Below are 13,413 nucleotides of genomic sequence, written 5' to 3'. Positions count from 1 at the left end.
ATTGCTGCTACGCGAAAATCGTTTGCATTCTGACGTTGAGTTAAATGATGCGGAGTTAAGGACGCGCGGCGGTTGATCGCGCCGCTCAGGGTTCGCTGACGAACTTCAGCTGCCCGACCGGTTTCAGCGTCTTTGCATCAAATGTGCGGATTTCAGTTGCGCCGCCTACATCGAGGGTCACGACCAGCCGGTCGCCGGCGACGCCGGTGGACACGATGCGGGCGCCTTTTGGTAGCGTCGCCGTGACGTCGGTTAACGCCGCGGGGCTTCCCTCGCTGCGGTAAAGGCGGTAGCCGATAGCAGTCAGGACGATGGCGACGGCGAGCGCCGAGGTCAGGCCTGCGATCAGCATCATCCGCCGCACCCGCGCAAACAACGCGGCCTGCTCGGGGGTCGGTTCGGGCGCAACGGTATCAGTCATGCAAAGGCTCTTCTTTGGAACACGGCACGTCTTCGAATAACGGCGGGAGGTTGGAGGTCACGGTCGGCGGCGACGAGGGATCGCCCCGGCTCGACCGCGTGCTCGCGGTGCTTCGCCCGGAACTGTCGCGGACCCGCCTGAAGGCGCTGATCCTCGCCGGTTCCGTCACCGCTGATGGCACCGCCATCCGCGACCCCGCTTATCATGTCGCCGCCGGCGATACGATCACAATCGACGTGCCGGAGGCTGCCCCGCCGGAGCCGAAAGGCGAGGATATCGCGCTCGATATCGTCTTCGAGGACGACGACATCATCGTCATCGACAAGCCAAAGGGCCTGGTCGTGCATCCCGCCGCCGGCCACGAGACCGGCACGCTGGTCAACGCCCTGATTGCCCATTGCGGTGCGAGCCTTTCCGGCATTGGCGGCGTCCGCCGCCCGGGCATCGTGCACCGGCTCGACAAGGACACGACGGGGTTGATGGTCGTCGCCAAGAACGACCGCGCCCATCAATCGCTCACGGCACAATTCGCCGACCATGGCCGTACCGGATCGATGCGGCGCGGCTATATGGCCTTTATCTGGGGCGTACCCAACCGCCAGCGCGGCACGGTCAATGCGCCGATCGACCGGCATCCCTTTGCCCGCGAGAAAATGGCGGTGCGCGACAGCGGCCGCGAGGCCGTGACCCATTGGGAGCTGCAGGCGTCCTTCAATGGCCGGGACGGCAAACCGGTCGCCTCGCTGCTGGCCTGCCAGCTCGAGACCGGCCGGACCCATCAGATCCGGGTGCACCTTTCCCATATCGGCCACCCCCTGATGGGCGATGCCGTTTATGGCCCGCACTTCAAGACCAAGGCCGTCCAGCTCGGGCCCGGAAGTCAGACCGCCCTGGCTGCCCTCGGCCGACAAGCCCTGCACGCCTACCTGCTTACCTTGGAACACCCACGGACCGGAGAGCTTTTGCACTGGGAGGCGGCCTTGCCGGAGGATTTGCTTCTCCTGCGGGGCGCCCTCGAGGCGGCGCTATGACGCAGGCCGTTCAGAAAAGCTTTGCTATGCCAATAGGTTATGGCTGGCACACGCGGACGTGACGTCAGCAATCCTTCCCTATCGGCCCCCATTTGGTGTATGTTGCACCTGCGTTGAATATCCAACGCGGAACATCGCAGCCCGGCTGGCTTTAACACAGCGGCCGTCTGCCGGGCCCGCCGCTATCGGGGGCCTGAACCACTGGAGGGCGCTGAAATGGCCCGTACAGCTACGTTACCGGTTCTCAATGGAGAATCCGGTCTTTCCCGGTACCTCGCCGAGATCCGCAAATTTCCGATGCTGGAACCCCAGCAGGAATACATGTTCGCCAAGCGTTGGCGCGAACATGACGATCGCGACGCGGCACATCACCTTGTCACCAGCCATCTCCGGCTCGTCGCCAAGATCGCCATGGGCTATCGCGGCTACGGCCTGCCGATTTCCGAGGTCGTCTCGGAAGGCAATGTCGGCCTGATGCAGGCGGTCAAGCGGTTCGAGCCCGAGAAGGGCTTCCGACTCGCTACCTACGCCATGTGGTGGATCAAGGCGTCAATACAAGAGTACATTCTGCGCTCGTGGTCGCTCGTGAAAATGGGCACCACCGCGAACCAGAAGAAGCTGTTCTTCAACCTGCGCAAGGCGAAGAGCAAGATCTCCGCGCTGGACGAGGGCGATCTCCGCCCCGATCAGGTGGCGATCATTGCCAAGCGCCTCGGCGTGACGAACCAGGACGTGATCGACATGAACCGCCGCCTCGGTGGCGACGCGTCGCTCAACGCTCCGATCCGCGACGACGGTGAAGCCGGTGAATGGCAGGATTGGCTGGTCGATAACTCGCCCAACCAGGAAGCCATCATGGCCGAACACGAGGAGTTCGATCATCGCCGGCAGGCACTGAACGGCGCCATCGGTGTGCTCAACCCGCGCGAACGCCGCATCTTCGAGGCGCGGCGTCTGGCGGAAGAGCCAATGACGCTGGAAGACCTCGCCGCCGAATTCGGCGTGTCGCGCGAGCGCGTGCGGCAGATCGAGGTCCGCGCTTTCGAGAAGGTGCAGTCGGCCGTCAAGGGCACGATTGCCCGGCAGGAAGCCGCCGTGCTGGAAGCCGCGCACTAGTCACGCGGCCAAGGTAATGAACGACGAAAGCCGGCGGCAACGCCGGCTTTTTGTTGTTTGCACTCTGTTTCACCAATTCCGCTGTCGTCCTCCGCGAAAGCGGGGGACCCAGTACGCCGCGGCGGTCGTGACATCGCACAACAACTGCGGCCTCTGGGATACTGGGTCGTCCGGTCAAGCCGGACGATGACAGTGAGGCTCCTCTGTGCAGGCGCGCCGAGACTGAGAGTTTACTCGCCCCACTCCCGCGCCAGTTTCGCAAGCTCGCAGCCTTCGCAATAGCGGGCGTCCTTGAAGTCGATCCAGTTATGCGCATAGACCCGATCCAGCGGGATGCCGTAACGCGCGCGCAGCACCTTGACCAGGATGCGCCACGCCGCCACTTGCGCCTCGGTAGGGCCGCGCGTCACGTCGGGAAAATTGCCGGCGAATTCCACGCCGACCGAATTGCTGCCGACCACCTGACGAAAGGTCGGACGGTTGTCGATGTATTTGTTGTCGTTGCGGTTGCCGCCGTCGCCATGGGTCGGCACCAGATGTTCCGGCACCGCCCAGTACACGGTGCCGTCGGTTTCGACCCAGACCATGACGCCGCGCCGCGTCGGATTTTTGGATTGCGCCTGCGCACCGCCGCGGGCCGAGCCGGCCGGGCCTTCGGTCTGGTGCACGATGATGTTTCGCCAGGGATGCGCCTTTGCAACGTCGCCCCATGGCGCCAGCCAGACCATCTTCAAGCCGGGAATCTCGGGCGTGCCGGACGATCGCGCGATGGTGGCGAGGTCGGGTGTTTGCGCAGCAGCGGGCAGTGCGAACGCGATGACGCAGAGCGCGATCGCAAGGCGGCGGAGGTTCATGCGCAGGAATTCCCGTGACGCCCCCTGAATAACATGCTTCAGGCGCGCTTGCGCAGGCTCGCATCCGCGGGCAGGGATATTTCGATCCCGGGCGCCAGCGGCGGCGCGGGCTCGTAGGTCGCAAGACAATTCCGGCCGCCCCGCTTGGCGTCATAGAGCGCGTGGTCGGCCGCCGCGATCAGGCGGTCGGGGAACGCCCCCATCTCCCGGGTCCACTGTGCGACGCCGATCGAGACCGAGATCGGAATATCGTTGCCCATGCATTGCTCGGCATCGGCGCGGCATACTTCGAGTACCCGGCGCGCGATCATCGCGCCCTCGCGCAAGGTCGAGGACGGCAGCACGATGCAGAACTCGTCGCCGCCGGACCGCGCCAGCATGTCGCCGGGGCGCAGGCGGGTTTGCGCCATCAGGGTGAAATGCTGCAGGCAGGCGTCGCCGGCGGCGTGGCCGTAGGTATCGTTGATGCCCTTGAAGCCGTCGAGGTCGATCACCAGCAGTGCGAAGGGCTGGTTGCTGCGTTCAGAGCGGGCGCATTCCTCGGTCAGACGTTGCACCAGGTGGCGACGGTTGCCGACGCCGGTGAGGTCGTCGAGCAGCGCCAGATCGGCAACCTCGCTGCGCAGATGGTCCATCGCCATCAGCAGGAAGCCGAAATTCAGAGCCATCGACAGAAATACCATCACCAGAATCACAACCGATTGCACCGGGCTGAAATGCATGTAGGTGACGCCGCCTGCGATGCCGCCGACCAGCCGGATGCCATAGATGGCGATGATGAGGCTGGCGATGATCGCGGCCAGCCGCGCGCCCGGATTGACGCGGCCCTGATGCGGGGTCAGCAGCAGCTTTATGCTCAGTGCCAGCGGGAGAACCTGGGCGATGGTGAAGATGGTGATGCGCGCCGGCGCGCTGTCATAGGCGAACATGAAAAAGCAAAGGCCGGCGAAGCTCAGCCCCATGACCAGCCAGGTGGCGCGCCACGAAACCGGCTTTTCGAAGAATTTCTGGACGCCCATCGCGGCCAGACAGAGGGCGAAAATCATTGCGGTACCCGCGCCGAGCAGCGGCACCAGCGAGTCCGTTACCACGCGCAGCATCGCAACGGCCGCACCCGCCGCCGCCACGAATGAAGAGGCCGTCCAGTATCGTGCGGCATAGAACGACGGATAGCTGCGGATCACGTAGGCCCAGATCAGGCCCAGCGCGAGAAAATTGATGATGAACACCGTCCACAGCGTCGGAACGCTCAGCATTGCGTGTCCGGGACGCTTGCGCTCCCGTCTCCCCTGTTCAATCGCCCGAGTAATCGCTCAAGGCTTTCGCCCCCGGGGCGTTTCCCCAATCGACAATCCCCGTTGTCTTACGGACAAGGTGCACCCGCGTCGCTTAACGGACCCTCACCGTGGCCGGCTAATCGACGCCGTGGTTTTAAATTGATGAAGAGCGCGCGCGTTGGGGCAACGTTAAGCATGACACGCGCGGCGCGATCGGCATCGCGCATGGCATTTTGGCGGAAAAACGCACCAGAGCGCATAACAGCTGTGGATAACGTGATGACGGCAACGTGACAGCACGCGGCAGCACGCCGCGAATCTGTTGCAATTGCAATCGAGGATGTTGCGAGGTTGGCCCTCCGCCAAGCATGCCTCGGAGTCGCGTTTCAATCCATTAAAACCTTGAGAGGATTTACTATGGCTAAGAAAGCGAAGAAGGCGAAAAAGGCGAAGAAGGTCAAGAAGGCCAAGAAGTCGAAGAAGTGAATTTCGGCCCGGGTGGGGCGCTCAGTTCCACCCGGGCTTCCAATCTCAAGCCTTCCAATTTCAAGGCTCCAGCATCAAGCCTCCCCAACAGCAAGCCTCCCCAACAGCAAGCCTCCCCAACAGCAAGCCTCGCAATTTCAGGCGACCGGTTTTCGAAAGCAGCGGGCCTCAGGGCCCGTTTTTTGTGCCCTGAGTCCTTATGCAGTCTACCGCTCCGCAAACGCCAGCTTCGCGCCCAGCGCGGCAAATCCCGCCGCGAAGCTGCGGCGCAGCCAGGTCATCACCTTGGGCCGGGTGATGACGCGGTCGCGGATGCCGGCCGCGAACAGGCCGTAGACGGCGAACACCGCAAACGTCATCGCCATGAACGCCCCGCTCAATTCCAGCATCCGCGCCAAAGGATGCGCCTCGTCGATGGTGATGAACTGTGGCAGGAACGCGAGGAAAAAGATCGAGAGCTTCGGGTTCAGGATGTTGATCAGAAATCCGGTCACGATCACCCGCCGGCTCGATCGCGCCGCCGCCGGGCGCGGCTCGATCGACAATGCGCCGGTCTCGCGCAGCGCCTGCCAGGCCATATAGAGCAGGTAGATCACGCCGCACCATTTCAACGCAGCGAACGCCAGCGCGCTGGTGTGCAGCAAGGCGGCCAGCCCAAGCATCGCGGCGACCATGTGCGGCACGATCCCGAGCGTGCAACCGAAGGCGGCCGCGATCGACGCCTTCGCACCTTGCGTCAGCGCCACCGCAAGCGTGTAGAGCACGCCGGTGCCGGGCGATGCGACCACGATCAGCGAGGTCAGCAGGAAGGCGAGCGTCATCGGCAATGATCCCCGTCAGTTCGATTCCAGTTGGCGTTTCATGAACTCCAGCACGCGGACAAAGGCATCGGCGCGGGCCTCGCGGTCGGTGCCGATCACCGGGATCTGGCCGTCGCGCATGCGATAGGCCGGCAGTTCGGTGCGGGGCAGGTCCGGCGCATCGAAGGCATGCACCGCCGACGGATAACTCTTCAGTTCAACCGGATTGCCGCGCGCCTTCGCAGCTGCAATGAATTCGCCGCACGGTTTGAACGGCGTCCAGACGTCGGCCTCTCCAATCAGCACCAGCAACGGCACCTTGGTTGTCCAACCGTTCGGCTCGACCTCTGTAAACGGCTTCGACTGGAACTGTTCGGCGCAGGCGCCCGGATAGAACGACACCGCGGCCTTGAAGTCGCGCGCGAGATCAGCCGGCCGGCCGGTGCTCTTGTCGTTGATGGTCAGGAGCGCGACCCCGCCGCCCTGCGACCAGCCCGCCAACGCCACGCGATCGGCCTGCACGAAGGATTGGGCCTGCAGGTATTGCAGGGCAGCATAGGCGTCCTTCGGGCGGTCGCGCCACATCGTGATTGCATCCGGACCCCACGTGCAGGTCTGACCCAGCCCGCGCGAGGCGGTGCTGTCGACCGTCAGTGTGACATAGCCCTGCACGACCAGCGCCCGTTGCCACGCGCGATAGAGACCGAGGATGCGCCCCTTGCCGTCGAGCAAGCCCGAGCATCCATGCATCAGCACCACCGCCGGCCGCGGCAGGTCGCCTTCGGGACGGCTGAGGTGCGCGGTCAGTTTCGTCGTACCGTCGAGCGAGTTGAAATTCACCGCCGTTTGCGCCGAGGCCGCGGTCGCGGCAGCGCAGACAGCGAGCGCAGTATCAACGAGTTGCGGCGACAGGCGGGACATGGCCGGCCATATCATGGCGCGGCCGGTTGCGGAAGCAGCGCCCGCGAACCCTGGGATCACGAAGCCGTACTGGTGACGCCGGACTCCGGCGCGGCTACCCCTACGCCTCGCCCATCCTGCTCCAGGCCAGCGACATCTTTTCCGCCTCGCGGATCACATCGAGCGGCGCCCAGGGCTTTCGCCAGAAGATCGTGCCATCCGGCAACGCCTGCCGCAGCGGAATGCCCGAGGTGACGATCACGTCCATATCGGGATTGAATCTCTTGGCGACATGGGCGAGCTCCACGCCATTCATGTGACCGGCGAGCTGGACGTCGGTCATCAGCATCACCAGGCTGGCGCCGGCCTGCTCCAGCACGATCTCGGCGGCCTCCCCGCTTTCGCATTCGATCACGTCCATTTCGCTTTCCTCCAGCAACAGGCAGATCATTTCCCGCTGCATCGGATCGTCTTCAACAACGAGTGCGGTCGCACGAATGGGTTTTGATTGTCCCATAAGCCCCTCCCTGAACGGGCATTCATCAATCTTAAGCGGGTTAAGGCACGAAACCGCTTTATGGTTCAGTTCCAATTTGCGAAAGATATCGGAACCCGTACGCAACGCCATCCTGCCGTTTCTTTCATCCGCTGGAGCTGACCTCGCATGACCGCCATCAACGGATCGGCCGCCGCCGTGACCGGGGCTGCCAGCGGCATCGGACGCGCGCTGGCGCTGGAATTGGCCGCGCGCGGCTGCGACCTCGCGCTGGCCGACCGCGACGAGGCGGGATTGCAGCAGGTCGCCGCCGAGATCGCGAAGGCGAGCCAACGCAAGGTCAGCACCCATCGCGTCGATATCGGCGAACCGGCGCAGATCGCGGCGTTCGCTGAAGCCGCCATTGCCGCGCATCCAACGCTCAACATCGTCATCAACAACGCCGGCGTCGCGTTGCTGGGCCAGTTCCACGAGATCGAGCAGGCGCAGATGGAGTGGCTGTTCAACATCAATTTCTGGGGCGTGGTGCATGGCACGCGCGCGTTCCTGCCGATTTTGGCAAAGCAGCGGGAAGCGCATATCGTCAATCTCTCTTCGATCTTCGGCATCATCGCGCCGCCCGGCCAGGCCGCCTACTGCGCGGCTAAATTCGCGGTGCGCGGCTTTTCGGAAAGCCTGCGGCATGAGTTGGCGATGGCGAACAGCCCGGTGCGGTTGTCGGTGGTGCATCCCGGCGGCGTCGCGACCAACATCGTGCGCAACTCGCGCACCGGCACCGGCATCACCGACAACACCCGCCGCGCCCAATCGATCGACCGCTTCGATGCGGTGGCGAAGACGACGCCGGCCGCGGCCGCACAGCGCATCATCCTCGGCATCGAGAAAAACCAGCCGCGGATCTTGATCGGCAACGACGCGCGGTTCATGGATCTCTTGCAGCGTTTCCGGCCGGCGACCTATTGGCCGGTGCTGGCCAAGCGGCTGGAGAAGGCGATGAACACGGGGAAGCTTTCGTAGGCCTTGCCATACATTCGGTGTCGTCCCGGCCTTGAGCTCAGATGCGCAATTGCGCATCGGGGGACCCATACTCCGCGGCAGTCGTTGTTTGAAGAAGGTCACTAACGCCGGCGATCTCACCGATGGACCACGGCGTATGGGTCCCTGCGTTCGCAGGGACGACGAAAAATTTACAAACATACTCCGCGGCAGTTGTTGTTGCAGAAGGTCACTAACGCCGGCGATCTCACCGATGGGCCGCGGCGTATGGGTCCCTGCGTTCGTGTTTGGTCCCGGCTGATTGGTTGGATGGAATCGGTGTAGAACGAGGTGTGGCCTTTGTCAGGGAGCGCCTCGTGTCATGGAACTGAGCCTGCACGCGAATGCTACGACTACGCCGAAGACGCGAGCCTACATCCAGCGGAGCAGGAGGTCGGTCGCTGAATTGGCGGCTGAACTCGGGGTCAGCGAGACCACAATCCGGCGTTGGCGCGGCCGAAGCACCGTGGCGGACCGGCCGCATACGCCAAAAGCCCTGCAGACCAGCCTGACGGCGATCGAAGAGCGGCTGATCTGTGAACTGCGGATATCGCTGCAATTGCCGCTCGACGACATCGTCGAGGTGATGCGACGATGCGTCAACGCAAAGCTGTCCCGCAGCGCCATCCACCGTTGCCTGCAGCGCCACGACATCAGCGCACGCTCCAAGCCTGACAAGCCAAAACCCGGCATCTTCGAAACCACCGGTATTGGCTTCATCCACATCGACCTGAAGCATCTGCCGGCCCTGCAGCGCCACAAGAGCTATGCCTTTGTCGCGATCGATCGCGCCACCCGCTACGTCTATGTCGAGATCCATTCCAGACGGGATGGCGAGACGGCCGCGGCCTTCCTCAAGCGCTTCCTGGCCCACTTCCCGCACGAGGTTCATACCATTCTGACCGACAACGGCGCCGAGTTCACCGACCGCTTCGCCGTCGACATGAAGAACAAGCCGCCCGGCCGGCCTTCCGGCAACCATCCTTTTGATCGCCTCTGTAAGTGGCACGGCATCGAACACCGCCTGACTAAGCCTTATCATCCGCAGACCAACGGCCTGGTCGAACGCTTCAACCGGCGCATTGCCGAAGCCATCGGTCGCGAGGACAAACGCGGCAGTGCTCGCCGCACCTTCACCTGCCACGCCGATCGCGACGCCTTCCTCAGCAAGTTCGTCCACGACTATAATCGAACCCGCCTGAAATGCCTCGGCTACCAGGCGCCGATCCAGGCGCTTGCCAATCCCCCGGGACCGAACACGTTCGCAGGGACGACGAATGATTTGCAAACACGCCTTCGCTTCCTTCGAGACGCGCAAGGGGGCGCTCTCAGGATGAGGTCAACGCAGGTGGCGGCAGTCAGACACGACGAGACTCACCGCCCCACCAATTGATCCGCGAAATACCCGATGGTCTTGCGATAGATCGTCGCCCTGTTCCACTCGCGCATCGCTTCGAAATTCGGCGTGCCTTCGCTGTAGGGCGCGCCGTTCTTGAAGCCGGAGACGTGCAGCAAATTGGCGGTGGAGGCCAGCACGTCGGGGACACTGTGGCGCAGATCGACATGGCCGTTGCCGTCGAAATCGACGCCGTATTTGATGTAGGACGACGGCAGGAATTGCGTCTGGCCGATCTCCCCGGCAAAGGCGCCGATCAGGTCGCGCAGCGGCAGGTCGCCGCGTTGCACGATCTTCAGCGCGGCGATCAGTTCGCCCTGGAACAGTTCGGTGCGGCGGCAATCATGCGCCATGGTGGCGAGCGTGCGGACAACGGGCATCTTGCCGACGTCGCCCTTGCCGAAATCGGATTCCAGTCCCCATATCGCGACGAGGATCTCCGGCGGCACGCCGTACTGCTTCTCGACCCGCGACAGCAGCGAGGCGTGCTTCTGCAGCATCTGCCGCCCCATCTTGATCCGGCCCGGGCCGACACGGGTCGAGACATAGTGCTCGAACGTCTTGTTGAAGGTGCCGCGCTGGCGGCGGTCGAACGCCAGCACCGCCGGATCCTGCGTTACACCGGACAGCGCCTGCGAAATCACGCCCTGCGAAACGCCGGCGGCCGCGGCCTCCTGCGAGATCGCCGCCACGAAAGCGTTGAAATCGCCGCCACAGCGGGCGGCATGAGCGGGGCTTACGGCAATAACGGCGCCGAGCAAAACGGCCAAACAAAGCTTGAGCATGCGAATCCCTTAAACGTTCAGGTTGTGTTGATCATGCCATGAGAAAGAGGTGTGGAGCTAATTTTCGTCGTCCCTGCGAACCTTCGTCGTCCCTGCGAACGCAGGGACCCATACGCCGCGGCCCGCATTATTATCGAAGGTCTCTAACGCCAGCGCTCTCACCGAGAGGCCGCGGCGTATGGGTCCCGGGTCAAGCCCGGGACGACAGCTTTGTTGTAGCGCACACTACGCCCTCACTCGCCGCCATCGATCTGGCGGCCCATCAGCGCAATCGCCTTTTGGTAGACGCCGGCGGCGTTCCAGGCCTGGATGGCGGCGAAGTTGGGCTCGCCGGGCTGGTAGCCGGCGCCCGGACGCCAGCCATGGGCTTTGAGGAAATTCGCGGCCGAGCTGAGCGCGTTGGCGGAATTTTCCAGATTGCCGGTGCCGTAAGCGAGGATGGCCTTGGGCATGAACTGGGTCTGGCCGACCTCGCCGTGCATGGAGCCGCGCTGGTTCGGCGAGAGCACGCCGCGATCGATCAATTGCAGCGCCGCGTAAAGGTGCTCGGTGAAATAAGCGGTGCGCCGGCAGTCATAGGCCAGCGTCGCGATCGACGACAGCATGTTCTGATTGCCGCGCACCGCGCCAAAACCGGTCTCCATGCCCCAGATCGCGAGCAGCGGGCCCGGCGGCACGCCGTAACGCTGCTCGATGGAGGAGAACAGCGCAGCCTGCGATTTCCTCAATTGACGCCCCTTGGCGACGATGGTGGTGGCGCCGCGCTTGGCGAGAAACTGATCGAGCGTCAGCTGAAAGCTGCGCTGGCCGCGATCGGCATTGATGGTTGCCTGCGCGTAGTTCGTCGCCATCAGGGCCTGGATGGTCGCGGCGCTGATGCCCTTGGCCCGCGCCTCGCCGGCGAACGACTGCTTCCACGCCTCGAAACCGGCGGCGGAGTTGCCGCACTGCGCGGCGTTGGCATGAGACGCGAAGCCTGCGAAAATTGCCAGGGCGGTGCTGAAAGCAAATGCGATGCGGAGCATGGAAAGCCATTCCTGAGAGAGCGCTGCAAATGAGCATCGGCTTCTAGCACGTCCTTGGCCGCGCTTCGAGGGTTGCGGCAGATGCTCGGGTCGAATCCCCCCGAATACGGCCATGATTGCGGCTAATTTAGAAGCGGCTGATCTGCCGGCATCCAGGGACAGACCATGACCAGGTCCAGTGGCTTCAAGGTCGGTATCGGAATTGCAAGCGCCGCTCTAGGAATCGGCGCGCCAGCAATTGCCGCGCTCGCAATCGCCGCGCTGGTGGGAAGCGGGAAGACCGCCGCGCAGGTGGCAACCGCTTCCGTAGACCCTTCACGACTGCCCCGCCTCGGCAGCATCGACGCGCGTTTTCAATCGTATAACGTCGAGATGGTCGAGGTCACCGGCGGACGCTTCTGGAAACCTTACAGGACGCCTGCCTCGACGAATCCCGATCTCCACGCCGATCGAGCGCCGACCGACCTGTCGAACCCCCGACTGCGTCGATTGGCTGCCGCTCTGGCTCCAGCCTACCTGCGCGTCAGCGGCACCTGGGCCAACAGCACCTACTTTGCCGAAAGCGATGAGGCGCCCTCCACGCCGCCCGGCGGCTTCAGCGCGGTGCTCAGCCGCGAACGCTGGAAAAGCGTCATCGACTTTGCCGGCGCGGTCGGCGCCGAAATCGTCACCTCGATGGCCACAAGCCCCGGTGTTCGCGACACCGCAGGTCGCTGGCAGAGCGATCAGGCTCGCCACCTCTTTGCCTATACCAGATCCGTCGGCGGCAGAATTGTCGCCGCCGAGTTCATGAATGAGCCGACGCTGGCCGCGATGGGCGGTGCTCCGCAAGGATACGACGCGGCGGCTTACGGGCGGGACTTCAACGCCTTTGTTGCATTCATCAGGGCAACCGAACCGGATGCGATCGTTCTGGGTCCCGGTTCGATCGGCGAGACAACGGCCAGGCTGTCGAGCTCCGATTTCATCAGTACGCGCGACCTGCTTGCGGCGTCCGGCCCCGGCATCGACGCGTTTTCCTATCATCACTACGGCGCGCTCTCGCAAAGATGCTCCGGCAATCCGGGCCAAATCACGCCCGAGGCTGCCCTTTCCGAAGCGTGGCTGGCGAGCACGGACCGAACGCTGGCGTATTACCGGTCGCTCAGGGACGAGTTTGCGCCGGGCAAGCCGATATGGCTTACCGAAACCGCCGAGGCCGCCTGCGGCGGCAATCCCTGGGCTTCCACGTTCCTCGATACGTTTCGATATCTCGATCAGCTTGGCCGGCTTGCCAGAGCCGGCGTCCAAATGGTCGCGCACAACACGCTGGCCGCAAGCGATTACGGCCTGCTCGACGAGACGACGTTGCGGCCGCGGCCAAACTATTGGGCGGCGCTGCTTTGGCGCAGGCTGATGGGCACGATTGTTCTCGACGCCGGCGTACACAACGGGATGCACCTCTACGCCCATTGCCGGCGAGGCGTGCGGGGGGCTGTCACACTGCTGGCGGTCAACACGGACCGAACCAACGTCGCAACCTTGCGATTGCCCGCGACCAGCGAGCGCTACACGCTGTCGGCGGACGAACTGCAGAGCGCCGATGTGAAGTTGAATGGAACGGCTTTGGAGCTCGATCCAAATGACGATCTTCCGCGGCTTGCCGCGCTGAGATCACCGCCCGGCCCGGTTGAGATCGGACCGGCCACGATCACTTTCCTCACGGTCGCGGATGCCGAAAATCCGGCATGCGATTGAATTTGTTCGCGACGCTGGCCACGCGTCCGCCTGATCGCTTCGAGCGTTGCGGCG

Annotated in this window: 13 protein-coding genes; 5 read left to right on the top strand and 8 right to left on the bottom strand. The window is 63.7% G+C overall.

Going from position 1 to position 13,413, the window contains the following annotated elements:
• Window positions 1-85 precede the first annotated feature (85 nt).
• On the bottom strand, window positions 86-421 hold the full coding sequence (locus ACSQ84_RS26700) for a hypothetical protein (protein WP_436214699.1): 336 nt from the start codon (window positions 419-421) through the stop codon (window positions 86-88).
• A gap of 50 nt (window positions 422-471) precedes the next feature.
• On the opposite strand from ACSQ84_RS26700, the gene ACSQ84_RS26695 reads away from it, so the two are divergent.
• Window positions 472-1,452: an RluA family pseudouridine synthase gene (locus ACSQ84_RS26695; RefSeq protein WP_436214698.1), complete on the top strand. Its 981-nt coding sequence runs from the start codon at window positions 472-474 to the stop codon at window positions 1,450-1,452.
• A 216-nt stretch (window positions 1,453-1,668) separates the two neighbouring features.
• The gene (gene rpoH, locus ACSQ84_RS26690) at window positions 1,669-2,568 is read left to right on the top strand and encodes an RNA polymerase sigma factor RpoH (protein ID WP_192736706.1); all 900 of its coding nucleotides are present in this window, start codon (window positions 1,669-1,671) and stop codon (window positions 2,566-2,568) included.
• Window positions 2,569-2,798: 230 nt separating this feature from the next.
• Here the strand turns inward: rpoH and ACSQ84_RS26685 are convergent, their stop codons facing one another.
• The 5 genes from ACSQ84_RS26685 to ACSQ84_RS26665 form a co-directional block, all read right to left on the bottom strand.
• The gene (locus ACSQ84_RS26685; protein WP_436214697.1) at window positions 2,799-3,422 is read right to left on the bottom strand and encodes a peptidoglycan recognition protein family protein; all 624 of its coding nucleotides are present in this window, start codon (window positions 3,420-3,422) and stop codon (window positions 2,799-2,801) included.
• A 38-nt stretch (window positions 3,423-3,460) separates the two neighbouring features.
• Window positions 3,461-4,678: a GGDEF domain-containing protein gene (locus ACSQ84_RS26680; protein WP_436214696.1), complete on the bottom strand. Its 1,218-nt coding sequence runs from the start codon at window positions 4,676-4,678 to the stop codon at window positions 3,461-3,463.
• Window positions 4,679-5,391: 713 nt separating this feature from the next.
• Complete coding sequence (locus ACSQ84_RS26675) at window positions 5,392-6,006, bottom strand: LysE family translocator (protein ID WP_436214695.1); 615 nt, start codon at window positions 6,004-6,006, stop codon at window positions 5,392-5,394.
• A gap of 15 nt (window positions 6,007-6,021) precedes the next feature.
• The gene (locus ACSQ84_RS26670; RefSeq protein ID WP_436214694.1) at window positions 6,022-6,906 is read right to left on the bottom strand and encodes a dienelactone hydrolase family protein; all 885 of its coding nucleotides are present in this window, start codon (window positions 6,904-6,906) and stop codon (window positions 6,022-6,024) included.
• 100 nt (window positions 6,907-7,006) lie between these two features.
• A complete protein-coding gene (locus ACSQ84_RS26665; protein WP_436214693.1) occupies window positions 7,007-7,402 on the bottom strand; it encodes a response regulator in 396 nt (131 codons plus the stop codon).
• Between the two features lie 147 nt (window positions 7,403-7,549).
• Here ACSQ84_RS26665 and ACSQ84_RS26660 point away from each other — a divergent pair, with 147 nt between their 5' ends.
• Together ACSQ84_RS26660 and ACSQ84_RS26655 are read left to right on the top strand one after the other, a co-directional pair.
• Window positions 7,550-8,398: an SDR family NAD(P)-dependent oxidoreductase gene (locus tag ACSQ84_RS26660; RefSeq protein ID WP_436214692.1), complete on the top strand. Its 849-nt coding sequence runs from the start codon at window positions 7,550-7,552 to the stop codon at window positions 8,396-8,398.
• 340 nt (window positions 8,399-8,738) lie between these two features.
• Complete coding sequence (locus tag ACSQ84_RS26655) at window positions 8,739-9,809, top strand: IS481 family transposase (RefSeq protein ID WP_436214691.1); 1,071 nt, start codon at window positions 8,739-8,741, stop codon at window positions 9,807-9,809.
• Here the strand turns inward: ACSQ84_RS26655 and ACSQ84_RS26650 are convergent.
• Together ACSQ84_RS26650 and ACSQ84_RS26645 are read right to left on the bottom strand one after the other, a co-directional pair.
• Window positions 9,791-10,597: a lytic murein transglycosylase gene (locus tag ACSQ84_RS26650; protein ID WP_436214690.1), complete on the bottom strand. Its 807-nt coding sequence runs from the start codon at window positions 10,595-10,597 to the stop codon at window positions 9,791-9,793. The two genes, ACSQ84_RS26655 and ACSQ84_RS26650, sit on opposite strands and share 19 nt — an antisense overlap.
• A gap of 233 nt (window positions 10,598-10,830) precedes the next feature.
• Window positions 10,831-11,622 carry a lytic murein transglycosylase gene (locus ACSQ84_RS26645; protein ID WP_436214689.1) on the bottom strand — a complete coding sequence of 264 codons (792 nt, stop codon included), beginning with the start codon at window positions 11,620-11,622 and terminating at the stop codon, window positions 10,831-10,833.
• A 165-nt stretch (window positions 11,623-11,787) separates the two neighbouring features.
• On the opposite strand from ACSQ84_RS26645, the gene ACSQ84_RS26640 reads away from it, so the two are divergent.
• Window positions 11,788-13,359 (top strand): hypothetical protein, encoded by a 1,572-nt coding sequence (locus tag ACSQ84_RS26640; protein ID WP_436214688.1) that lies wholly within the window; start codon window positions 11,788-11,790, stop codon window positions 13,357-13,359.
• The last annotated feature ends 54 nt before the right edge of the window (window positions 13,360-13,413 follow it).

The sequence above is a fragment of the Bradyrhizobium sp. LjRoot220 genome (assembly GCF_964252915.1).
Taxonomy (GTDB): domain Bacteria; phylum Pseudomonadota; class Alphaproteobacteria; order Rhizobiales; family Xanthobacteraceae; genus Bradyrhizobium.
The sequence above is the reverse complement of the archived record's forward strand: the minus strand, read 5'-3'. Positions and strand labels throughout refer to the sequence as shown.